This is a genomic window from Bacillus nitroreducens, assembly GCF_964021195.1.
Genome location: NZ_CAXHYI020000003.1, coordinates 2,949,803 through 2,973,723 on the forward strand (window position 1 = coordinate 2,949,803; position 23,921 = coordinate 2,973,723).

The following is a 23,921-nucleotide window of genomic DNA, read 5'->3' on the forward strand; positions in this document are numbered from 1 at the left end:
TTAGTACCAGTTTGACCATCGTATTAAAATGATTCACTGTTTTAATATTAGTATTTTTCATCGTATTTTTGAACCAACCTTTCGAAATTGTAAGGTTAACGATAAACCTGTAAGGTTAAATAATAGTATCATCCGATAGAATAAAGAACAGTAATATGATTCTTTGGAGGATTGAATGAAATGAATATCGTTGTAGATGCGAAAAACATAAAAAAAGTATACGGAACAAAAGGAAATGTATTTACTGCATTGGATAATATCGATTTAAACGTATATGAAGGTGAATTTGTAGGTGTTATGGGACCTTCTGGCGCTGGAAAATCAACACTCCTTAATGTATTAGCAACAATTGATCAACCAACTTCTGGTGATATTCATATTGATGGGACGAATATTGTTAATTTGAATGAGGAGCAATTAGCTACATTTCGTCGTGAAAAGCTTGGTTTTATTTTTCAGGATTATAATTTGTTAGATACATTAACCGTTAAGGAAAATATCATCCTGCCTTTAGCATTAGCTAAAGTAGATGTGAACGAATTAGAGGAACGAGTCCACGAAGTAACAAGAACGTTTGGGATCAGTCAAATACTAGAGAAATATCCATATCAAATTTCTGGTGGTCAAAAGCAACGTACCGCCGCAGCACGTGCAATCGTCACGAAACCGAGTCTACTATTGGCAGATGAACCTACTGGTGCATTGGATTCAAAATCAGCAACCGATTTATTGGAAAGCTTAAAAGAATTAAGTGAAATAAATCTAGCAACGATCCTACTAGTCACCCACGATGCATTTGCTGCCAGTTACTGTAATCGAGTGATTTTTATAAAAGACGGAAAAATGTTTACAGAACTTGTAAAAGGAAAAAGTACCCGTAAAGAATTTTTCCAAAAAGTTTTAGATGTACTATCCGCACTTGGGGGTGGCCTAAGTGACACTATTTGATTTAGCGAAGAAAAATATGATCGGTAACGTTAAAAACTACTTGCTATATTTTATATCCATGATTTTCAGTGTAGTGATTTATTATACATTTGTATCCTTACAGTACAGTCCAGAAGTAAAAAAAGCGATTGAATCATCTGATAGTATTCTTAATATCTTTATTGCAGGTTCTGTAGTACTGGTACTATTTGTAGCCATTTTTATTTTCTACTCAAATTCTTTTTTTACAAAAAAACGAAAGAAAGAAGTGGGATTATATTCGCTCTTAGGCTTAAGGAAAAAAACAATCGGGAAAATGCTTTTTTATGAGAATATCATCATGGGTGGAATCGCGGTAATGATCGGGATCATCGTTGGAACCATCTTATCGAAACTGTTTACGTTGATTGTTCTCAGATTGTTGAATGCACCAGTTGAAGTTAGTTTCGGAATATCATTAGATGCGATTGTGAATACATTTATCGTCTTTCTGATGATCTCTCTATTTACATCCTTTCGTGCGTACCGTTTGATCTATCGATTCAAATTGATTGAGCTATTTCGAGCAGAAAAGGAAGGGGAAAAAGTCCCGAAAATATCGTTTATTGCAGCGTTAACCTCCATTATTTTAATCGCCTTGAGTTATTGGCTGGGCTATCAACCGCCAACTAATAACATCCAAGTGCTAACAAATCTTTTGTTATTTTTATTCTGTATTGTTTTAGGTACGTATTTATTATTTAGATTCCTTACTATTTATCTATTAAGACTCCTACAAAATAAAAAGACAAGTTATTATAAGGGGACAAATTTAGTTGGAATCTCGCAATTGATTTATCGGATTAATGGAAATGCTCGCACACTTACGATGATCGCATTGCTGAGTGCCGTGACGATAAGTGCAATATCAGTCGGCTACAGCTTTTATTATACAAATGAAAAACAAGCAGAAAAAGAAGCACCTTTCAGCTATATGCATATTTCTACAAGTGAATCTGTAGACAAGCAAATCGAAGACGTGATTCAATCTGATCGCGAACATTCGTTTATTGGGCAAATGGATATCCCTGTCATTCACGTAAATGGGGAAGTATCTAGTCCACTTCTACAGGATTATTTAAAGAACGGACCAATTAAAATCATATCTGAAAATACGTATAATGAGGCATTAAAAATAGTAGGGAAGGAAAGTAATATTCAGCTTACGGGCAATCAAACGATTGGCATTCGACCACTTTTAACGGAGTATACGTCAAATGATTTTGAAGAACATCTCGTAACATTACAATTGCCAAATACAGAACTTGACTTAGCGTTCAGCGCAATGGTAGAAGACAGAATACTTCCTTGGAGTTATCCAGATTTTGCGATTGTCGTTAGCAATCAAATGTTCTCTGAAATCGCGGCTCAAGTGACCCCTGTAACGATTAAAGCATATGAAGTTGCAGGTGAAAAAACGACAAAGGATACGACAGTTCAATTACAAAAGTTGGCTAGTGAAGAGATGCAATTAATCACGTATTATAACATCTATCGAAAAGGGCTAGAATCAGGTGGATTAAATCTATTTATTTTAGGATTTTTAGGTCTTGTTTTTCTTGCAGCAACGGGATGTATTATCTATTTTAAACAAATAACAGAATCACACGAGGATCGAAGCCGATATAAAATTTTACGTAAAATTGGTGTAAGTAAAAAAGAAGTAAATGCGGTCATAAGAAAGCAAATGATGTTTGTTTTCGGATTGCCACTTATCATTGGCGTTGTACATGGTTTAGTCATATTACAAATCGCTTCGAATATTTTTTCTGTATTAATAGGAACGAATTTAACAGTTCCAATTGTTATCACAACTCTATTGTATTTTATTATATATCTAAGTTATTATCTATTAACACTTACGACAGTAAAAAAAACAGTGAATAACTAAAGGAATAAGTCTCTCGAATAATGGAGTGACATAGAAGGTAGAACACTAAATTGTATATACGGAAGACAATTCATGGCAAAACAAGTAACACCTAAAAGAAGTCACAAAACGTATACACAATCGTGAAGAAGTAAACATCTTTGATATTCGTGAAACAAGGTGAAATAGCCACTGGGAAAATTCCAGTGCCACGCATATCCCGTTAGGTCAGCTTGCGTTACTCAAGGGAGAACTAGATAAGGATCAAACCTATATCGTAGCCTGTCAATCTGGCAATCGTAGCAAGGCGGCTTGTGGCATTCTAGCAGCTTTAGGATACGAAGTTGAGGACTTGGTCGGTGGAATGAATAACTGGAGTGGGAAACTAGAGTGAAACAAAAATACGAAAAAGAAACTAGAAAGCAGTCCGACAAGATTCGGACTGCTTTTTTAACGAATATAGAGACATTGATGATATGACTTTTTTAGTCACTTATAGATCTTCAGTGGCTAGCTTCTTGTTCTGCATATTTTTTGAAATTATCTAAAATGGCTTGCCATCCTTGTCTTTGAAACTCAACAGGGTTTTCCGTTTCAGGATCAAAGACCTGAATAATTTCGGTTTCGTTTCCATTGCTTTTAAAAGTAGCTTCGACTTTTCTTCCGTCAGCCATCGTATAGGCAATATACTTATGTAAGGTTACTTCATCGTACGTTCCGCCAAAATCAAAACCAACACTACCATCCTTAGCTTCCATTCGTGTAACGAATTTTCCACCGACCCGTAGATCATTCTCAGAATGTGGCGAATGCCAATCCTCTGATGGAGAGTTCCATTTTGTAATGTGATTTGGACTTGTCCAATATTCCCAAACCTTCTCTACTGGTGCATGAACTGTTGTCGTGATGGTAACTCGATTGGATTCCATTCTATGCTCTCCTTTAACTATGATATTTTGTTCTTCGTTCTCCTAATAAGCTTACGTTAGATGACTCAAAATAATCCATCATACTACCAACAGTATTTACAAAATAAAACACAAAAACTCATAGAATTCAGCTTTTATGAAAGAAATAATCTTTCGAAAAATGAATGAAAAACCCATTTTATCCATAAGGCCAACTAGAGAATACCAACTTAGTGAGTATGTGTAATATGAAAAAACAATGACACCTTGTTTAGTGTCATGAAAGAATCTCAGTCTAAAACGGCATTAGCTAGCGTATAAACAATTGCGTCATCTGTTGGAGGGTTATGAAGCCCAGCTCGAACATCACGGAAATACCGTTGAAGCGGGTTCTGCGCGGAAAGACTCCTTGCTCCCACGATTCTCATTGCCAAATCGACTATTTTATTTGCGCTGTTCGTTGCAATATGTTTTACGGCTGCTAGTTCAGGTCCCATACTACTTCGCTGTTCTGGATACTCTACCCATTTTCTAGCAACGGAATACAGAATTTCTCGAGCATGAAACAATTCTAGTTCGATTTCGCCAATTTTTCTTCTCACTTCTGGTACATCTTTTATCGGTCCAGGTAAGGTGGTAGGGCAATATTCAGAAGCGAATTTAATTGCGTAATCCCTAGCAGAAGCAGCAATTCCTAAGTAAACCGCTGGCACTTGTAAATACCAACCTTTTGGAGATGGTTTCGATAAATCCTCTACTACCAATAGTGCATCCTCTTCGACTAGCACTTGATCTAAAATGAGGTCATCACTCTTGGTTCCTCTCATGGAAACACTATCCCATGTTTCTTTTATATGGACCCCATCTAGTTTATGGTCTACTAAAATATATCCTTTTTTTCTAGTTTGATGAAGATTGACGGTTACAATTGAATAATCGAGTGCAATGGCCATAGAAGTGAAGGCTTTGACTCCATTTATTCGCCATCCATTCTCTTCTTTAATTGCAGTAGTAGTCGGAATACCTCCTCTGGAAGGGCTCCCTGTTGCACGCTCTGTTTGTGCAAGGTTAATGAGTGCCTGATGATTTACGACCAATTCACATACTTTGGCAAACTTTTCTTCGTTCCAATTTCTACTTTCAGCCACCTCGAGGAGTAGTCCGAGGTGCCAGCCGAGAGAAAGGGCAGTTGGACCATCTCCTTTTGCAATTTGTTCTTGAATTGTAAGAAACTCAAAGAGATTTAAACCACTGCCACCATATTCCTGCGGAACAGTAAGGGCTAAGAATCCGTTTTGTTTCAAGTCTTCGAAATTTTCATAAGGAAATTCTCCACCTGCATCAATATCTGCAGATCTTTCCTTAAAAATCGCAGCTAATTCCCCTGCTTTTTTGATTTTATTTTGGTGCACTTTGTTGCCAGTTGTATGATCAAACGCAATTGACATACACGTACCTCCCTCTGTTTTTTATGAAAAGAAAAAACCCCTCTCGAGACGACGAAAGGGGGCTTGGGTTTGATTTATCCTTTCTCATCTGCCAGACATGGTTAGTCTGCTGGAATTAGCACCTTTCTTTATAAAAAAGAGGTTGCTGCAGGATCGTAGGACCAGATTCCTCCCCTGACTCTTGATAAGTTTTTGATACTATTTAATTTAGTTTACACTGTAAATGATGTTTTCATTATTGTCAAGATTTAAAATATAACATTAAAAATAAATAATGATAATATTTCTAAAAGTTGTTGACAGTTTTTTCTTTCTCATGTATATTTTGGATTAAATTTAATAATCTGATTTCTTTATCCAGAGAGGTGGAGGGACTGGCCCTTTGAAGCCTCGGCAACAGACTTTTAAGAGAACTGTGCCAATTCCAGCAAGCGAAATGCTTGAAAGATAAGGAAAGAGTTGTGCTTACGTATGGTAAAAAAGCCTCTTCTTTTCTTAGAAGAGGTTTTTTTTTTCAACATTCTATTTTAAACATTAAGGAGGAACAAAAGTTGAGTGAACAGAAGCAAATTATTTTAAATGCATTCGAAATGAATAGCTCCATGCACAATTCTCACGGTTTTTGGAAGCATCCGAAGAATGAACGTCATCGTAGATATAAGGATTTAGACTACTGGGTTGAATTAGCGAAGTTGTTAGAAAGAGGGAAGTTCGATGCCGTCTTTTTTGCCGATGTCCTTGGTGTTTATGATGTGTATCAGAAAAGTAAAGCACCATCGATTCGAGATGGGCTACAGGTACCATTAAATGACCCTGCCTTATTGATCTCAGCAATGGCGCATGTCACAGAAAATCTTTCGTTTGCCGTGACTGTAAGTACGACATATGAACCGCCGTTTGCGAATGCGAGACGTTTTTCAACATTGGATCATTTGACAAAGGGAAGAATTGCATGGAATGTGGTAACTTCATACCTACCTAACGCAGCAAGAAATTTTGGGCTTCAGGATCTGATTAAACACGATGAGCGCTATGAGATCGCAGATGAGTTTCTTGAAGTGTCGTATAAATTGTGGGAACAAAGCTGGGAAGATCATGCGGTGATTGAAGATATTGAGAAGAAGACCCTGATTGACCCAGAAAAAGTACATGAAATTAATCATGAGGGTCGCTATTTCAAAGTCGAAGGTCCTCATTTAAGTGAGCCTTCCCTTCAGAGAACACCTGTTATTTATCAAGCAGGTACATCAGAGAAAGGACGAGAATTTGCAGCAAAGCATGCGGAATGTATTTTTGTTGGAGGTCCGACTCCAGAGAGAATTCGCTATTATGCAGATGATATTCGAAAACGCGCTGAAAAATATGGACGTAATCCAAATAATATTAAGATCTTCTCATTCCTAAGTGTGATTGTTGCCGAAACAACAGAGGAGGCGGAACAGAAATTTGAGGAATACAACAAGCTGTGGAGCCCAGACGCCGCAAAAGCACAATATGGGGCAAGTGGATATGACATAGCTGAATTTGAAAATGTAGATCCAAATGTACCATTTGAATACAAGAAAAAGACTGAAGGAGGGCATTACAAGGCTGCCACACTTACGAAAGATGCGCCGAAAAAATTAACGGTTGGTGAAGTGTTACACCGTTTTGAGTCATTGGATCGTAACAGCATCATTGTTGGGAACCCGAGAGAGGTTGCAGATGCAATCCAATTCCAATTTGAACAATCTGGAGTAGATGGCTTCAATTTAAATCATTTAGTTACACCAGGTGACCTAGAAGATTTTGTAAATTTAGTAATTCCTGTTTTGCAGGAACGTGGATTATATAAAACAGAATACACGAAAGGTACATTGCGAGAAAAGTTATTCCCTGAAGGTAAAAGTACGCTACCAGATGATCACCCCGGTAGTAAATTTCGACGTGTGCCTCTAAAACAATAAAAGATGTTTGTGGAATTAGGAAATGAGGGGAATACACCATCATGATAGAGTTGAAGAATATAACGAAAGAATATATAAGCAAAGAGAATCGGATTGTTGGAGTTGATAATGTCTCCCTCACAATCAAAGAGGGAGAAATATTTGGAATTGTTGGCTATAGTGGTGCAGGCAAGAGCACGTTACTTCGTTGTATTAATATTTTGGAAAGACCTACATCAGGTGTTGTCAAAGTAGATGGTGTAGAGCTCTTACAGTTATCGAGTAAGCAGCTAAGAAAGGTAAGACAATCCATTGGCATGATCTTTCAAGGGTTTTATTTGGTTGCATCCAAAACCGTATATGAAAATGTAGCGTTTGCTTTAAAGGCTGCAGGGGTGGAGCAAACAATTCGAAAGAAACGAGTAGAAGAATTATTAACACTGGTTGGACTTGAAGACAGGATGCATCAATACCCAGCTCAACTAAGCGGTGGCCAGAAACAACGGGTTAGTATAGCCCGCGCGCTTGCCAATAATCCGAAGGTTCTTTTATGTGATGAAGCAACATCTGCTTTAGACCCAAATACAACGAAGTCTATTTTGGCTTTGTTAAAAAAGATAAATAAAGAACTTGGTATCACAATTGTAATCATTACACATGAAATGGAAGTGGTAAAAGAAATCTGCCATCGTTGTGCGGTCATGCAAGAAGGGAGAGTCGTTGAAGAAGGACCTACTTATGATATATTCTCGAATCCAGTTGATCCCTTGACCAAGAAATTTATTGAAACGGTACTTAGCTTTGAACTACCTAGTAAATTAATAGAAAAACTACAAGGGAAACTTGTAAAACTACAATTTAGGGGTGATTTAGCGGCAGAAGCAATTGTGTCCGACATGCTTCAGACCTTCACAGTGAAAGGAAATATCCTCCACGGAAAAGTTGAATATATCCAAGATACCCCACTTGGCATTTTCATCATGGAGCTTCTTGGAGAGGAAGAAGAAGTAGAAAGAGCAATTGATTATCTTCGTGAGCGTGTCAGTATAGTGGAGGTGGTAGAGAATGGATAGTATTCTAGAAATTTTGCCTGAGTTAAATCTCGCTTTCTTCCAAACGATCTTTATGGTCGGAATCGCGTTATTGGTCGCAGTTTTGCTAGGGTTACCCTTAGGAATAACGTTGTTTGTTACAGACCAGGGATTATTTTTAGAAAATAAATGGATGAAAGGGATAGTGGGGATTGTCATCAACTTAATACGGTCCATCCCTTTTATAATTTTACTCGTTTTCTTGTTACCATTTACAAATTGGCTAGTAGGGACCACGATTGGACCAGTTGCTGCTTCTGTTTCGTTGTCTGTTGCCGCCATCCCATTTTATGCAAGAATCGTAGAATCATCCGCAAGAGAAATCGATAGAGGCGTCATTGAAGCCGCAGTAGCTGTAGGCGCTTCTCCGTGGATGATTATTCGAGAAATCATTCTTCCAGAAGCAAAACCTGGACTTATTACAGGATTAACAATCACGGCGATTAGTCTGATTGGCTATTCCGCAATGGCAGGTACAATCGGAGGCGGGGGAATCGGAGATTTAGCCATACGATTTGGCTACTATCGATATGACAATACAATTATGTTCACCACGGTTATTTTATTAATTGTCTTAGTACAATGCGTTCAATATTTTGGAGATTTTATAGCAAAGGCAGTGAACAAGCGATAATAAAATAGGAGAGATGAGATGAAAAAAACAATAATGTTACTATTATCTGTATTAGCTGTATGTACACTTAGTGCATGTGGTTCCACGAATAGTTCCTCGTCTGGTAATGAAAAGAAAGAATTAGTACTGGGTGCAACGGTTCCTTATAGCGATATGTTGGAAGAGGGTGTCAAACCTTATTTAGAGGAAAAGGGGTATACAGTTACAGTCAAAGAGTTCAATGATTATGTTCAACCAAACATCGCACTCAACAATGGATCATTAGATGCAAACTTGTTTCAACACAAAGTATATATGGATGCATTTGCAAAAGAGAATGACATGGAATTATCCAGTGTTATTACCGTTCCAACAGCGCCAATAGGCATTTATTCGAATCAATATGATTCATTGGATGAAATAGAAAAGGGGAGTACAGTTGCAATCGCAAATGATCCTTCAAATTTAGCCAGAGGGCTTACAGTGCTAAAAGAAAATGGAGTAATTGACTTTGATCCTAATGTGGACCCACTTAGAGTGACAGAGAAAGACATTATCAGCAATCCAAAGGAACTAAAGTTTCAACCAGTCGAAGCAGCACAATTACCACGAACACTCGAATCAGTCGATCTTGCCGCGATTAACGGAAACTTTGCCATTTCAGCGGGATTAGACTTAACGACGGCCCTTGTTAGAGATAAACTACCTGAAAATATTATAAACCGAGTAGTGGTAAAAACGGAAAACCTTGACAAGCAGTTTGTAAAAGATATTAAAGAAGCAGTAGAATCAGAAGCATTTAAGAAGGTAATCGATGAAAAATTTGAAGGTTTCCATAGACCTGATTGGATGAGTAATCCTTAAATTATGGTCTTGGTCAATTGTACTATTTCCTGAAACTCTATGATTCAATGACACTATTCAAAATGTAATGGTGTCATTTTTATTTGTTTCGTTAATATAAATAGGAAGTGTAGAATACCATGAATAGACAAGTTGTAGAAAGAGGTGAACACCTGTACGGTGCACCACTCGTCGTAATCGGAGCCCCATTAGTCATTGACAATCATGAATTTAGACCAAGCACTGGTGCAGACCAACTGAAGGAGACACTTACTACATTTGTTAAGCGAGTGAAGAACGGATAGTATGGATAAAAAATTAGTAGTCTAGTTTTCTAGGCTGCTTTTTTTATAGTCAAAAAACGTATTAATGTAGGTTGTAACGATACTTTTATTTAGTCATCTAAAACGAAAATACTGTTTTCCCTATTAAAATGAAAATAATTAGCATATAATTTTGATAATTCACCCAATTAAAGGAGCTGTTCAAATGTTAAGGGTAAGTAATCGGATAGGATGGCTAGAAGGGATTATTGAGGCAGTTCATGATGGGATTTTAGTCATTGACAAGAACGGAATTGTTCAACTAATAAATGAAGAATATACAAATATTACGGGTGTTAAAAAAGAACAAATCATTGGAAAACCTCTACTTGATATTCGACCTGGTGCACTGTTGCCAACGGTAGTAAAAACAGGGAAGTCACTAGAAGGTGTATTCCGTAAAGAAAAGGACTTTGAATATGTGGTAGATATGGCTCCCATCTATGATCAAAATGAAATCATTGGGGGAGTATCTGTCTGTAAAAGTGTCTCTGAGGTGTATCAATTATCATTAGAATTAAAGAAAAACAAGCGTCGTGTGAATCAATTAGAGAATGCGATTGGACGTATCCATCAAGTAAAATATACATTTTCAAACATGATTGGAAACAATGCACGGTTTAAGAAAATCATCCATCAAGCCAAAAAAATTGCACCAACTAACTTAAATGTCTTAATAACGGGCGAATCGGGCACGGGAAAAGAACTTTTTTCTCAAGCGATTCACCATGCCAGTTCACGAAAATCTTATCCTTTTGTCCCTGTAAATTGTGCAGCTATTCCAACTGCTCTTCTTGAAAGCGAATTGTTTGGGTATGAAGAGGGTGCTTTTACTAATTCAAAGAAGGACGGAAAGGTTGGCTTGTTTGAACTTGCGAATAAAGGGACCCTTTTTTTGGACGAAATTGGGGACATGCCAATGGATCTTCAGGCGAAACTACTTCGAGTGCTACAAGAGGGGACCTTTCGTAAAATAGGCGGGTTAACAGAACAGCAGATCGACGTACGTATTATTGCCGCAACGAATAAAGATTTATTACATATGGTGAAAAAGGAACGTTTTCGAGACGATCTTTATTATAGGATTAACACTGTGCACCTAGAAGTCCCTCCACTTCGTAAAAGGAAGGACGATATTCCAAAGTTTGTTACTTCTATTATTAAGAATCAAAGTTATCATACAGAAATCCGAATTGAAGACGAGGTTATGAATACACTTATGCAATATGATTGGCCAGGAAATATAAGAGAGTTAAAAAACACAATCCACTATGCGATCAACATGTCTGATTGTAATGTAATCACATTCGAAAATCTTCCCGAAACCATAAAACGTTCGTTTCAACATATAAGTAGCAAATCTCATTCTCACCATACATTAGAGGAATTGTTAAGAGAAACCGAAAGGAAGGCAATTTTAGAAGTACTTCAAGAAACAGGAGTTTCGGTTGAGGAAAAAAAAGCAGCAGCGAAAAAATTAGGTATTTCCTTAGCCTCCTTATACAATAAAATGTCAAAGCTCCAAATTAAATTATAGTTTCTAGGTTATTAGAATTCTTGTGAATCCACTTCTAGCTTTTTAGAAAGTGATAGTCCTCTAAGTATAAAGGTACTTTTTTATATATAAAGTTTCTAGCTATCTAGAAAGAAAAATCAGTTCGTATTTAAAAAGCCTTGTAAAATAAGGCTTTTTGTTATTGGCATAAAAGTTGCATCTAAATTTATTAAGCACATCAAGAAGAAAGGAGGACTCGTTCAAGTAATTAAAAATTACAAATTGGGAGGCATAAAAGTTGAAGAAAAGCTTTATTCGAAAACTTATTCTTTCAATCTTATTCTCGTTGTTATTACTAACATTATGTAGCGGAACGACGTTTGCCAAAGGAAACCATGGTAAGGTTATAGCACCAGTTTCCTCTGTACCCTCAGGAAACTATTATAGTGCTCAATTGATCGAGTTAAGTTCGCCAACTCCGAATGTAAAAATCCTCTATACGACGGATGGGAGCGATCCAATAAAGAATGGTCAAGTCTACAATGGGCCAATTCTTGTTGAACAAGATACAGAAATTAAAGCAATAGCTGTTCGTGGTAATGTAAATAAAAATGCTCTTGAATTTAACAAAGGAAATACCAATAGTGAGGTCGCTATTTTTACATTTACATTTGAAACGAGAGAATCCATTGCAAATCAATTTTTGAGCTTTAACTATGACGGAATGCCGTACCGTCTTTTTGTACCTAAAGATTATGACCCTTCTAAATCTTATCCACTTGTATTGTTTTTACATGGTGGGGGAGAGCGCGGAACGGATAATGAGAAACAGCTACTAGCAAATGACGGAGCGATAATTTGGGCTGCCCCTGAAAACCAAGCCAAACATCCTTCATTTGTATTAGCACCGCAAGCACGTAATGTTCATGACGGGGGTTTTACGGTAACTCGAGATTCGAATAATAATGTAAATTTGAGCAAAGTATTCGAGTTTTCACAAGACCTTGGAAAAGCATATGAAATCCTTTTACATGTGATGGAAGATTACAATATTGATAGCAAGCGTTTATATTCAACTGGTTTATCACAAGGGGGATATGGAACGTTTAATTTAAATATTGAGTACCCTGATGTATTTGCCGCCATGGTTCCAATAGCAGGCGGTGGAGATCCAACTAAAGCGAATAAGTTAGTCGGCAAACCTATTTGGGCTTTTCATGCAGAAGATGATGCAGTCATTCCAGTTTCTCACTCAAGAGATATAATCACAACTATCAAAAATGCTGGAGGGAATCCAATTTATACAGAATATCCGAAAGAATTAGGCTATAATCATGCATCTTGGGTACCGGCGTATGCAACGAACGAAATGATTGAATGGGTTTTTAGTCAAGTGAAACCTGAGTAAGTAATATTTATTAAGTTTTTTTAGATGAGTAAATGTTTGTTTAAGTCCTACTAGGTAGAACAACATCCTGAAAATATTTTTTAGGCTTTCTAACTTTAGAGAATATGTCTATCGTTTTAAAATCCATAGTCAATTATAACGAAAGTCGTTTCTTCTAAAAAGCTAGAAAGCCTTTCTTCTTTACACCGATAAAAAATTTAAGTGTTGGTCAAGAAATACATGTAGATTTGTAAGCGTTTTATTATGTGATAAAGGGGGGCTTTACATGTTAGCTATACTGGGATTTTTAACAATCGCCGTATTTTTGTATTTAATCCTTTCCAAGAGAGTTTCAGTGATAGTCGCCTTGATTTTGGTTCCTGTACTGTTTGGTTTATTTACAAGTGAACGAGCAAATCTAGGAAGTATGATCTTAGATGGGGTTTCTGGAGTGGCACCTACGGGAATTATGCTAGCATTTGCGATATTGTTTTTTGGATTAATGAATAGTGTTGGCCTGTTTGATCCGATTATCTCTGGAGTGTTAAAAATGGTAAAAGGTGACCCTTTAAAAATAGTAATGGGGACAGCCATTATTGGTATGGTGACACACCTTGATGGATCTGGAGCTTCTACTTTCTTAATAACGATTCCAGCGTTGCTTCCACTTTATGAGCGATTAGGAATGAGCCGGCTGGTACTTGCAGGAGTTGTGGCACTTAGCGCTGGAACAATGAATTTGCTTCCATGGGGTGGCCCAACTGTCCGAGCAGCTAGTGCATTAGGAATGGATGTAGACACGTTATTTACACCAGTCATCCCTGCAATGATTGCTGGCTTGATTTGGGTGTTATTTGTCAGTTTTATATTAGGTAAAAGAGAAAGAAAACGCTTGGGAGTAGTAGATTTCGAGTATGATTTTAACCAGGAACGAAGTGAAAAAGAATTAAGTATTAAAAGACCAAAATTATATTGGTTTAACCTACTGTTAACGATTATTACAATTGTTGCACTTGTAGAAGTTTGGCTACCACTTCCGATCGTCTTTATGGTTGGGTTTGCGATCGCACTTATTGTGAACTATCCAAAGCCGAAGGACCAGCAAGATCGAATTACGGAACAAGCCACTGGAATGGTTACTGTTGTCACGATCATTTTTGCAGCGGGTATCTTTACAGGCGTACTTTCTGGAACGGGCATGATTGAAGCGATGGCAACTGCCATGGTAAATGTGATTCCAGAAAGCACAGGCTCCTTTATGGCACTAATTGTGGCTTTATCCAGTATGCCGCTTAGTTTAGTATTTACACCTGATGCCTATTATTTTGGTGTCTTACCGATTTTAAGCGAAACCGCTAGTGCCTTTGGAATTGCCCCAGAGGAGATTGGTCGTGCCGCAATACTAGGACAAATGACTACTGGATTTCCATTAAGCCCTCTTACGGCCTCAACCTTCCTATTAATTGGGTTGGCTGGTGTAGAACTTGGAGATCATCAACGCTTCATTTTTAAATGGGCGTTTGGTACAACAATTGTGATGACAATCATAGCATTTTTAACTGGCGCAATCTCTATTTTTTAACTGAGGAGTGTTTACCTTGTTGCGAATTGGATCTGGAGCAGGCTTTGCAGGAGACCGTATCGAGCCCGCCAAAGCACTAGTGGAAGAAGGGAATTTAGATTATCTAGTTTTAGAAGGATTGGCCGAGCGTACAATTGCTCTTTCCCAAAAACAAAAACAAATCGATCCATCACTTGGATACAATGAATATCTAGATGAACGAATTCGAGTTCTATTGCCACTTTTATTGAAAAACAACGTTCGCTTGATTACAAATATGGGGGCAGCGAATCCAAATAGTGCTGCACAAAAGATCATAGAAATAGCGAAAGAAATGGGGGTGGCATGCAAGGTTGTAGCGGTAACAGGGGATGACGTTTTAGATAAACTGAATGGTGATTTCGTAGTGTTTGAATCTGGTAAAAGTCTTCAAGATTACACACCTCTTATTTCAGCGAATGCTTATTTAGGTGTTGAGTCTTTACTTCCTGCATTAGAAACGGAAGCAAATATTATTGTAACAGGAAGAGTAGCAGACCCTTCATTATTCCTAGCCCCTATCGTTCATCATTATGGTTGGGATCTTGAAAATTACAATTTAATCGGCCAAGGTACATTAATAGGTCATTTATTAGAGTGTGCTGGTCAAATTACAGGAGGTTATTTTGCTGACCCAGGACGAAAAGAAGTGGAAGGACTTGAAGACCTTGGCTTTCCTTATGCAATGATTGAACCAAATGGTGATGCAATCATAACAAAGTTAGCTAATACGGGAGGTATTGTTAACTTACAGACGGTTAAAGAACAATTATTATATGAAGTACATGACCCTGCAAGTTATTACACACCAGATTGTATCGCTGACTTTACAACCGTAAAACTTAAAGAGATTGGAAAGGATCAGGTTCTCGTTTCTGGAGCATCTGGAAAAAGAAAGCCAGATCTCTTAAAGGTTTCCGTAGGATATCACGCTGGGTTTTTAGGAGAGGGAGAAATTTCTTATGCAGGTTCTACGGCATTGCAAAGAGGGGAGCTGGCTCAACATATTTTAAAGAAAAGACTATTAAAAAACTATCCCAAACTAAAAACGGACTTGATTGGGGTGTCTTCTCTCCATCATGTACAGTATAAAAACATTCAAGCCTATGAAGTCCGAGTTCGAGCAGCTGCTCTTTGCAAGACAGAAGAGGAGGCAAAAAAAATTGGGCATGAAGTGGAAGCCTTATATACGAACGGACCAGCAGCTGGGGGTGGTGCTAGAAAAAGGGTTGAAGAAGTTATTGGGATTGTTTCAACATTCATCAATAGAGAAGCCATTACTGTAAAAACAAAGGCTTGGGAGTGTAGGGTATGAAAAAAGTTAAATTAATGGATGTAGCACACTGCCGTTCAGGAGACAAAGGGAATACTCTTAATATTTCTTTAATACCATACAACGAGGACGATTACGAATGGCTCTCATCTATTGTTACAGCTGAACGAGTAAAAAAACATCTTAATCACTTCGTGAAAGGTACGGTAACAAGGTATGAGCTACCAAACATTAAAGCATTTAATTTTGTCTGTGAAAATAGCTTAATGGGAGGGGTTACTACTTCAATTGCGATTGATACACACGGAAAAAGCCTTAGTTATGCATTATTAGAGATGGAGATCGAGAGTAAAAATTAAGCTGCTGGTAGGGATGTGGCACTAATGTTGGCCTTGTATTAGTAGATAATAAGGTTAATTTTGAATGAGTGTATTGTAGTAAGAATCGTTTCTTTATTTAATAAAAAAGCCAATTTTCCATCATAGAAAATTGGCTTTCTAAATCTTAGTATGCTAAGCCAAATAGGGCTTTGATATGAGTTAAGTAACGTACGTGACTTGCTTCTTTCATTAATGAAGCTGGAAGTCCTTTAAGTGGAATATTGTTACCACCAACTGTTGCTACACCGTCTTTACGTCCAAGACTTGCAAGTGTACCAGAGTTGATTGGGTTGAACTCTTCAAGTTTTTGTCCTTTGATTAATGCAAAAAGGTTGTATCCACAGGTTTCACCCATTTGCCAAGCGTTTTGGGCAGTAGGTGCATATAATGGACGACCTCCATCAGCAGGAAGCGCAACAGATGCGTCACCAACTACAAATACGTCAGGGTGTGATTTAGAACGTAAGTATTCGTCAATGATTGCTTTACCGCGGTCACACTCAAGACCTGACTCTTGTACGATTGGAAGTGCTGCAACGCCACCTGTCCAAACAAATGTGTTCGCTTCAATTGTAGAACCATCTTTTAGGGAAATTTTATTTCCTTCAACTCCTGTAACAGGTAGACCCGTTAAGAATTCAACGCCACGTTTTGCTAAACTTTCAGTAGCGCGCTCGATTAGGTCATCAGGAAGAACTGGTAAGATTTTTGGACCTGCTTCCACTAATTTGATGTCTAATTCATTGAAGTCCACACCATGTTTTCTAGCAATTGTTGGGAAGTGGTCGACGATTTCACCAACTAGTTCAACACCAGTTAAACCACCGCCGCCGATAACGATTGTTGCATCTGCAGGGTTTTTAGACTCCGCATAAGCCGCAATTTTGCTTTCAATGTGCTTGTAGATGCGGTTTGCATCATCAACAGATTTTAAGACAAAGCTGTTCTCTTCTAGACCAGGGATTCCGAAGAAACCAGTTTGGCTACCAAGAGCTACAACTAAGTTGTCGTAACTTAACACAGCACCATCTGCAAGGTGAACTTCTTTTTTATCAACTGAGAAAGTTGTTACTTCACTGACAATTACATTAATATCTTTGTTTTTGAATAGTTTTGTTAAAGGGAAAGAGATCGCGCGCTCAGTTGTTGTACCTCCCGCAAGACGGTGTAATTCCGTAATAAGTTGGTGTGTCGGGTATTTGTTTACCACTGTAATTTGCGCTTCTTCTTTGCTTGCATATTTACGTAATGTTAGAGCAGTTAATAAACCTCCGTAACCTGCACCTAAGATGACGATTTCTTTTGACATGATTTATCCTCCGTCCATACTAGTATCTAATGGTTATGAAATATTAAGCTTTACGTTCAGCTTGGACTTCTAAAAAGGCGCTTACAAAGCGTAACATTTTTTGTGCTTCTGGGTCTTTCAATAACTTTAATACACCAAATAGACCGATCACATCTTCAGAAGCATCCGCACGGTCTTTTGCTTCGATAGCAGTTGCAGCGATTGATTTAACTGAGCCGATTACAGGTTCAGAGAATTCCTTAATAGCGCTAACTGTATCATTTTTAAGAACTTCATCTGTTGACACTAATTGTGCTAAGTCATACGCTTTAGTTAAGAGATTAACAGCCTCTGTTAACTTTGGTAGTTGCTCCACTAAAGTAGTGAGTGATTCTTGAACTTCAGGTTTTAATAGTTGGTCAAGTACATCTGATTTCTCTTGGCCTACAGCTTCTTGAGCTTTCGTCAATACTTCTGGCATATCCCATTCTCCTTCATAGTTGAATTTCCACTAAGCATATCTACGATGAAAATGCTGGTAGATTTCGAGTCATGTTCACATATTCACATTTAAAAGGGCAAGACAATCTCTGATTTCCACCCTACATTTATAAACATATAAAGCTTCTTATCTATCAAAAGTATAGAGCTTGAAATCTAAACATGATGAAAACCGTTTTAACATGAATTCCCCTTAAAACGTTTTTAGTATGTGACATTTATTTGACATTAATAACTATACCGCAATTTTACAAATTCGTAAAATGCATTTTTTATATGTAATATATTAGTTTTTCTTATCGAGGGGAGATTTTTTTTGGAAAGTGAGAAAATGACTGGATAATTTTCAATAGAAAGGGAGAAAGAAATGGGGGAAGGGGGAGGAACGACGACTTACAAAAAAAGTGCTCTACCAAGGGGATGTGAGTTTAATTCCCCTAGGTAAGCACTTTTTTTACTATTTTTTCTTAAATTTGCTTCCTGAACTCTTTTTACGGAGCTTTGCCATCATGTCATTTACTTTTTGTTGCTGTGAGATTGTTTCGTCTTCATTCCATTTAAGCGAAGTGATGGTTTCGTTATCGATTGTTAGGTCAAAGTAGGTACCTGGTGAAGAACCTTCAGGTAATTGCTGGATTGGAATGATGTACTCTCGTTTGTTTTCTTCTACTAGAATGACGGCATGCTGATTGTCTTCAATTCGATCCAAATATCCTTTCATGTTATCCTCCTACACAGGCTAGATTTTGTTCTTTAATATCATCCATTCTAGACGGACCAATTCCTTTTATTCTTGATAAATCATCAACAGTTGAAAAAGGTCTACGTTCAATTAATTCTTTCGCACGTTCAGGTCCAATATGAATAATTTCTTGCAGTTGTTCCGTACTAGCGGTATTGATATTGATACATCCAGCAGCTGGAACTTGCTCTTCTTTTTTCTCGACTTCAGGTTTTGTCGTCGTCCCACCACCAGTAGAAGGGGGAGTAATCGTTCCTTCTTGTTTGGTTTGGATATCGAAGGTTTTTCCATCTGTTGTCACAAGAATCGTTCCATGTACGTCTGTCCCATAAAGCTGAATGCCTGAACCTTGAATTAAATCCACGACTTCTTTGTGCGGGTGGCCATAACTGTTATCTTTTCCAGCACTATAGATGGCAATCGATGGACTCACTGCTTCTAGGAAAGTTGGGTGTGTTGAAGTATTTGAGCCATGATGTCCGAGATGAAGGATATCTGCATCTATGTCCACACTTCCGTGCAGCATCCTTAATTCGTCTTTTGCACTGGCATCTCCTGTAAAAATAAACGTTACTTCTCCATAGGTGAGCTTAAGTGAAATCGATTCTTCATTGTCTTGTTCTGAAACAGAGATGGGGTATAAAACATCAATTTGAAGTGGGCCAATTTCAAATTGATCCCCTTGTCGTGGTTCATAATAATCGACATCGTGTTGATCAATCGCCTGAAGTAACCTCTGAAACGTTTGGGAAGTGCTTGTATTTCCAGACAACCAAACTTCACCAACTTCAAACATCTTAATGACCTGGTCAAGTTGACCAATATGATCGGCATCAGGGTGTGTGCCAATTGCGATATCAATTTTAGTGATATTTTGTGCGTTCAAATAATAGATCACATCATTTCTATTCCAGTTTCCCGCATCAAGTAAGATGGTAAAGGGTTCTCCCTCATACGTGAATTCGAGTAGGGTTGAATCAGCCTGTCCTACATCAATATAGTGAACGTGAAGTTCGGATAAAGAATTGTTTGCTTTTACTTCATCTTTAGTAGGAGGGAGTTCCGTATCCTGTTTTGTTTCATTTTTTTCGATTGTTTCAGGAATGTTCTCTTTCTTGTTTGGGTGAGGTTCTTCCTGAGAACATCCCCCTATCAGTAATAATGTAGCGACCAAGTAGAAGGCCGCAAAAATCGTACGCTTGAATTGATACATTACGTGCTCCTCTTTAGAATAATTTCCTAGAAATCAGGATATATTTTACGTTTATCTATGACATATTTGTAACAAATAAACGAAAAGAGGGCTAGTTTTTTGATTTTCACTTAGGAGAATACCTGTTTTACGATAGAATAATGCCAGAAAAATAAAGATTGAGGGAGAGACTTTAAATACCTCTTCTCAGTTAAATGTGTCTTGTTTGACTTCACGTGTTATTAGTTGTAAGGTTTTTCATAAATGTAATTTTATGAATAACAAGAGGGGGTAATCTTAATGAACGAAGTGATACATTCATTGTTGGCTCATCGCTCATTCCGTTCCTATCAGGAGAAAGAAGTGGACGAGGAACAGCTAGATCAAATCATCCAGGCGGTCCAGGCATCACCGAACTGGATTAACGGTCAGCAATATTCCATTATCGCGGTTAAGGACATAGAACGAAAAAAGAGATTGGCAGAGCTTTGCGGAAACCAAAAGCATATTGAGGAAGCTCCAGTTTTCTTAGTTTTCTGTGCAGATTTCTATCGCACATACCTAGCTTGTGAAATGGAAGGGACTCAAATAAATACAACTGAAGATATTGACACTCTTATCGTAGGTGTGACGGATGTTGGGATTGCTCTTGGTACAGCGGTTGCAGCAGCAGAATCATTTGGTCTAGGAACTGTACCGATTGGTGGGATCCGACGAAATTCTCAGGAAGTCATCGAGATGCTTGACCTTCCTGAATACGTCATCCCTGTATCAGGTCTATGTATCGGTCATCCTGGTGAAGACACTGGCCAAAAACCTCGTCTACCAAAAGAAGCTATCTACCATGAAGAACGTTACAATGCTGAACTTGGCCCACTACTTGAGGAGTATGACGAGACATATTCTCGCTATCTAAAGGAAAGGTCGAAAAACAATAGTACTGGTACATGGACATCCCGTGTCGCTTCCTTCTTTAGTAAACAGTATTATCAGGGAGTTACTGAAATGCTGAAAAAACAAAAACTTTTGAAGAAATAAAATGAGTGTCAGTTATTCTGATTCTTTAAAACGCATGAGACTATATTTATTCGTTCTCATGTGTTTTTTTGTTTGTATTTGCAGGCTTTTGTTCTATAACCTTTAGGTTGATATGTTAAAATCAGAGAAGAGATGCAGACTTAGATTTTATTGCAAAAGGAGCGACAGGGTAAAAATGTTTATTGAAATCAAAAAATGTACCCCTGAAGATTTACATACACTTCGAGAAATCAGTTTTGAAACATTTGACGAGACATTTAAAGAGCAAAATTCACCTGAAAACATGAATGCCTATTTGGAAAAAGCATTTACATTGGAGAAATTGGAGAAAGAACTTTCCAACCCAACTTCGCATTTCTTTTTTATTTATTATCAAAACGAACTTGCGGGTTATTTAAAAGTCAATATAAATGATGCACAGAGTGAAGAAATGGGAAATGAATCACTTGAAATCGAGCGGATATATATCAAGAAAACCTTCCAAAAATATGGGCTTGGTAAGGTCCTGTACAATAAAGCACTCGAACTCGCGAACGAGTTAGAAAAGAAAAAAGTCTGGCTTGGTGTATGGGAAAAAAATGAAAATGCGATTGCCTTTTACAAGAAAATGGGATTTGTTCAAACTGGCTCCCACTCTTTTTTTATGGGGGATGACGAACAAACAGACTATATTATGACGAAAACACTCCATTAAATAGTAAAAAACTGGGGGTTTGAACTGACCCGCCAAAATGGGACTTAGAAAAAACACCTATGCTACCTGACGTCCATATTCAATTGGAGCCAGGTAGTTTAATTTTGCCTGTATTCGTTTTTCGTTATAGTAACACATATATTGATTCACAATCTCAATTACTTTAATATTAGTGATAGAAGATCTTCTATGGTCTTTGAATCCTTCCGACTTTAGCGAGGAGTGAAAGGATTCGATTACGGCGTTATCATGGCAGTTTCCTTTACGGGACATGCTTGTGATAATGCCTTTTTCTCTTGCGAAATTTTGATATGCATAGGATGTATATACTGATCCTTGATCACTATGCAATAGAACTTTTTTAGGTCTTCGCTTTTTTATGGCCTCTCTCAATGTACTTAATACAAAGTTCGTATCTTGTACTGAACTTACCGTATAAGCGACTACCTCGTTATTATACAAATCCATTATTGTTGATACATAAAGCATAGAAGAGCCATATGGTAGGTATGTAATGTCAGTTACCCACTTTTCATTGGGTCTTTCTGCCTTAAAGTTCCGGTTAAGAATGTTGTCCACAATAATATTACTTTCCCCATTGATATGTTTCTGTCTTTTTACTTTAATCTGACATTGAAGATTGAATTTTTGCATTATACCTTGTACAGTCTTGCGATTAACCTTAATGCTATAACGCTGTTTTAGAAGAGCTTTAATTTTTCTATGTCCATAATGATATTTAGTCTCTTCGCAAAGGTCGATTATAAGCTTTTCTAATTTTTTTGGCCCTCGATTAATGTATTTCTTTTTCCAACGATAAAATGTAGATTTTGGTATTTCTAGAACACTGAGTATATCAATTATTTTATATTTTTTTGATAACTCCTCTACCAATTCAATAACTACTTGCGGAACCAGCTCCTTTCGAGTTCTTTGTACTTTTTTAGAATTTTAATTTGCATCTGAAGATGCTTATTTTTGTTGCGTTCTATTTCAAGTTCATCCTGGCCTTCTGGACCTTTTCCATAACTGTACTGTTTTCCAATAGGCTGTTCAAAACGATAGCTTTCCCCATTACGATCCCAGCGCATCCATGTCTTTATTTGTGAGACATTCTTTATCCCCAATTCATTCATAATTTCTGAGTTTGTAAATCCATTCTTTTTCATTTCTATTGCTTTTACTTTAATCTCTGATGGATAATGTACCTTTTTCCCCATATAAAAACACCCTCCATAAATATCGATTAGTTATTAACTAAATTCGATACAGGGGGTGTTTTTTCCTTGTCTCATTTTACTGGGTCACTCTAGTTGCCCAGTTTTTTCGTTGCAGTATAGTAATCTAGGAAATCGATAAATTAAAACTCCTCATAAACTGCAGGATCTTGATTGGCAATCCTGCCATCAGGTTGGCTTAAATTAGAAATCATAACCATTTCTTCATCATCTAGTGAGAAATCAAAAATAGAAAGGTTCTCTACCTGACGAACAGGTGATGCTGATTTAGGAATTGAAATCGCTCCAAGCTGATAGTGCCAACGCAATACGATTTGTGGAATCGTTTTACCATGACAAGCAGCAATCGTTTGAAGGGTATCATTCTCTAAGTCTTTGATTCCACGAGTGAACGGACTCCAAGATTCGGTCGCGATATTTTTCTCTTCATGATATTTTCTTTGATCAGCTTGGTTAAAGAAAGGATGCAATTCGATTTGGTTAATGCTTGGTTTCACACCTGTTTCTTTTTCCAAACGTTCAAGGTGTTCAGGTAAGAAATTGCACACTCCAATTGAACGAATGAGTCCCCATTTTTTCGCATCAATTAACGCTTGCCAAGCTTCTACATATTTATCTTGCTGCGGGTTAGGCCAGTGAATGAGGTAGAGATCATAATAATCAAGATTTGCTCGATATAGTGATTCTTGAATCGCTGTTACTGCTTTGTCGTATGCATGATAGCGTCCTGGTAGTTTGGAGGTGATGAGTAGTTCATGTCGGGGTACAGAACTCCGTCGAACTGCTTCGCCAACCGTTCCTTCGTTTTCGTAATTATAGGCGGAATCAATTAAGCGATAGCCATTACGAATCGCACTTGTGATTGCATAAACACCATCAATTCCTTTGAGCGGATATGTACCAAATCCAATCACAGGAATCGTCAATCCATCGTTTAACGTAACCTCTGGAATTTTTATTTCCATAAAATAACACTCCCTTCATACATTACATAATACCATGATTTTGAAAATCGCTCTATTTAGAAGATTGTGAGTTAGCGTTGTTCATAAGTGGTAGATCTGAAGATATCCCATATAGAAAGAAATGGTTATTGCTGATGGCAT

Annotated in this window: 23 protein-coding genes and 2 riboswitches; of the genes, 15 read left to right on the plus strand and 8 right to left on the minus strand. The window is 37.5% G+C overall.

From position 1 onward, the window contains the following. Window positions 1–180: 180 nt before the first annotated feature. The 3 genes from ACWPVE_RS18285 to ACWPVE_RS18295 all read left to right on the plus strand — a co-directional run bounded on the left by ACWPVE_RS18285 (window position 181) and on the right by ACWPVE_RS18295 (window position 3,230). Complete coding sequence (locus tag ACWPVE_RS18285; protein WP_453995857.1) at window positions 181–948, plus strand: ABC transporter ATP-binding protein; 768 nt, start codon at window positions 181–183, stop codon at window positions 946–948. Continuing rightward, the gene (locus ACWPVE_RS18290; RefSeq protein WP_453995859.1) at window positions 935–2,857 is read left to right on the plus strand and encodes an FtsX-like permease family protein; all 1,923 of its coding nucleotides are present in this window, start codon (window positions 935–937) and stop codon (window positions 2,855–2,857) included. The genes ACWPVE_RS18285 and ACWPVE_RS18290 overlap by 14 nt, the downstream gene beginning before the upstream one ends. A gap of 196 nt (window positions 2,858–3,053) precedes the next feature. Beyond that, the gene (locus ACWPVE_RS18295; RefSeq protein ID WP_453997625.1) at window positions 3,054–3,230 is read left to right on the plus strand and encodes a rhodanese-like domain-containing protein; all 177 of its coding nucleotides are present in this window, start codon (window positions 3,054–3,056) and stop codon (window positions 3,228–3,230) included. Window positions 3,231–3,339: 109 nt separating this feature from the next. Here ACWPVE_RS18295 and ACWPVE_RS18300 read toward each other — a convergent pair whose 3' ends face one another. Beyond that, window positions 3,340–3,765: an SRPBCC family protein gene (locus ACWPVE_RS18300; protein ID WP_453995861.1), complete on the minus strand. Its 426-nt coding sequence runs from the start codon at window positions 3,763–3,765 to the stop codon at window positions 3,340–3,342. Window positions 3,766–4,034: 269 nt separating this feature from the next. After that, complete coding sequence (locus ACWPVE_RS18305) at window positions 4,035–5,192, minus strand: acyl-CoA dehydrogenase family protein (RefSeq protein WP_453995863.1); 1,158 nt, start codon at window positions 5,190–5,192, stop codon at window positions 4,035–4,037. 81 nt (window positions 5,193–5,273) lie between these two features. Further along, a riboswitch (SAM riboswitch) is annotated at window positions 5,274–5,383 on the minus strand. 159 nt (window positions 5,384–5,542) lie between these two features. After that, window positions 5,543–5,646, plus strand: a riboswitch (SAM riboswitch). A 97-nt stretch (window positions 5,647–5,743) separates the two neighbouring features. Here ACWPVE_RS18305 and ACWPVE_RS18310 point away from each other — a divergent pair. From ACWPVE_RS18310 to ACWPVE_RS18355, 10 genes are all read left to right on the plus strand, one after another. Further along, window positions 5,744–7,138 (plus strand): LLM class flavin-dependent oxidoreductase, encoded by a 1,395-nt coding sequence (locus tag ACWPVE_RS18310; protein WP_453995865.1) that lies wholly within the window; start codon window positions 5,744–5,746, stop codon window positions 7,136–7,138. 41 nt (window positions 7,139–7,179) lie between these two features. Then, the gene (locus ACWPVE_RS18315; protein WP_453995867.1) at window positions 7,180–8,190 is read left to right on the plus strand and encodes a methionine ABC transporter ATP-binding protein; all 1,011 of its coding nucleotides are present in this window, start codon (window positions 7,180–7,182) and stop codon (window positions 8,188–8,190) included. Then, window positions 8,183–8,842, plus strand: a complete 660-nt coding sequence (locus ACWPVE_RS18320; RefSeq protein ID WP_453995869.1) for a methionine ABC transporter permease — start codon at window positions 8,183–8,185, stop codon at window positions 8,840–8,842. Before ACWPVE_RS18315 ends, ACWPVE_RS18320 begins: the two co-directional genes overlap by 8 nt. Window positions 8,843–8,860: 18 nt before the next feature. Continuing rightward, on the plus strand, window positions 8,861–9,685 hold the full coding sequence (locus tag ACWPVE_RS18325) for a MetQ/NlpA family ABC transporter substrate-binding protein (protein WP_453995871.1): 825 nt from the start codon (window positions 8,861–8,863) through the stop codon (window positions 9,683–9,685). A gap of 119 nt (window positions 9,686–9,804) precedes the next feature. After that, the gene (locus ACWPVE_RS18330; RefSeq protein WP_453995873.1) at window positions 9,805–9,969 is read left to right on the plus strand and encodes a hypothetical protein; all 165 of its coding nucleotides are present in this window, start codon (window positions 9,805–9,807) and stop codon (window positions 9,967–9,969) included. Between the two features lie 184 nt (window positions 9,970–10,153). Continuing rightward, window positions 10,154–11,524 (plus strand): sigma-54 interaction domain-containing protein, encoded by a 1,371-nt coding sequence (locus tag ACWPVE_RS18335; protein ID WP_453995875.1) that lies wholly within the window; start codon window positions 10,154–10,156, stop codon window positions 11,522–11,524. 256 nt (window positions 11,525–11,780) lie between these two features. Further along, window positions 11,781–12,890, plus strand: coding sequence for a chitobiase/beta-hexosaminidase C-terminal domain-containing protein (locus ACWPVE_RS18340; RefSeq protein WP_453995877.1), 1,110 nt, complete (start codon window positions 11,781–11,783; stop codon window positions 12,888–12,890). A 265-nt stretch (window positions 12,891–13,155) separates the two neighbouring features. Then, window positions 13,156–14,451: a CitMHS family transporter gene (locus ACWPVE_RS18345; protein WP_453995879.1), complete on the plus strand. Its 1,296-nt coding sequence runs from the start codon at window positions 13,156–13,158 to the stop codon at window positions 14,449–14,451. Window positions 14,452–14,467: 16 nt separating this feature from the next. After that, window positions 14,468–15,784, plus strand: a complete 1,317-nt coding sequence (locus ACWPVE_RS18350; protein ID WP_453995881.1) for an acyclic terpene utilization AtuA family protein — start codon at window positions 14,468–14,470, stop codon at window positions 15,782–15,784. After that, entirely contained in the window at window positions 15,781–16,101 is a 321-nt protein-coding gene (locus ACWPVE_RS18355; protein WP_453995883.1) for an AtuA-related protein, read from the plus strand. Before ACWPVE_RS18350 ends, ACWPVE_RS18355 begins: the two co-directional genes overlap by 4 nt. 145 nt (window positions 16,102–16,246) lie before the next feature. Here the strand turns inward: ACWPVE_RS18355 and ACWPVE_RS18360 are convergent, their stop codons facing one another. The 4 genes from ACWPVE_RS18360 to ACWPVE_RS18375 all read right to left on the minus strand — a co-directional run bounded on the left by ACWPVE_RS18360 (window position 16,247) and on the right by ACWPVE_RS18375 (window position 19,866). After that, window positions 16,247–17,431 carry an NAD(P)/FAD-dependent oxidoreductase gene (locus tag ACWPVE_RS18360; protein ID WP_453995885.1) on the minus strand — a complete coding sequence of 395 codons (1,185 nt, stop codon included), beginning with the start codon at window positions 17,429–17,431 and terminating at the stop codon, window positions 16,247–16,249. 43 nt (window positions 17,432–17,474) lie between these two features. Continuing rightward, window positions 17,475–17,891, minus strand: a complete 417-nt coding sequence (locus ACWPVE_RS18365) for a DUF1641 domain-containing protein (protein ID WP_453995887.1) — start codon at window positions 17,889–17,891, stop codon at window positions 17,475–17,477. A gap of 477 nt (window positions 17,892–18,368) precedes the next feature. Beyond that, on the minus strand, window positions 18,369–18,632 hold the full coding sequence (locus tag ACWPVE_RS18370; protein ID WP_453995889.1) for a DUF3006 domain-containing protein: 264 nt from the start codon (window positions 18,630–18,632) through the stop codon (window positions 18,369–18,371). A gap of 1 nt (window position 18,633) precedes the next feature. Continuing rightward, window positions 18,634–19,866, minus strand: coding sequence for an MBL fold metallo-hydrolase (locus tag ACWPVE_RS18375; protein WP_453995891.1), 1,233 nt, complete (start codon window positions 19,864–19,866; stop codon window positions 18,634–18,636). A 279-nt stretch (window positions 19,867–20,145) separates the two neighbouring features. Here ACWPVE_RS18375 and ACWPVE_RS18380 point away from each other — a divergent pair, with 279 nt between their 5' ends. Beyond that, a complete protein-coding gene (locus ACWPVE_RS18380; RefSeq protein ID WP_453995893.1) occupies window positions 20,146–20,883 on the plus strand; it encodes an NADPH-dependent oxidoreductase in 738 nt (245 codons plus the stop codon). 175 nt (window positions 20,884–21,058) lie between these two features. Beyond that, the gene (locus ACWPVE_RS18385) at window positions 21,059–21,577 is read left to right on the plus strand and encodes a GNAT family N-acetyltransferase (RefSeq protein WP_453995895.1); all 519 of its coding nucleotides are present in this window, start codon (window positions 21,059–21,061) and stop codon (window positions 21,575–21,577) included. Between the two features lie 57 nt (window positions 21,578–21,634). On the opposite strand, the gene ACWPVE_RS18390 is transcribed toward ACWPVE_RS18385, so the two are convergent. Together ACWPVE_RS18390 and ACWPVE_RS18395 are read right to left on the minus strand one after the other, a co-directional pair. Beyond that, window positions 21,635–22,797 (minus strand): IS3 family transposase gene (locus ACWPVE_RS18390; protein ID WP_453990671.1). Its coding sequence is split into 2 segments (ribosomal slippage): window positions 21,635–22,524 and window positions 22,524–22,797, totalling 1,164 coding nucleotides; the frame shifts between segments, so codons are not numbered across the junction. A 140-nt stretch (window positions 22,798–22,937) separates the two neighbouring features. Further along, window positions 22,938–23,780 (minus strand): aldo/keto reductase, encoded by an 843-nt coding sequence (locus tag ACWPVE_RS18395; protein ID WP_453995898.1) that lies wholly within the window; start codon window positions 23,778–23,780, stop codon window positions 22,938–22,940. Window positions 23,781–23,921 lie beyond the last annotated feature (141 nt).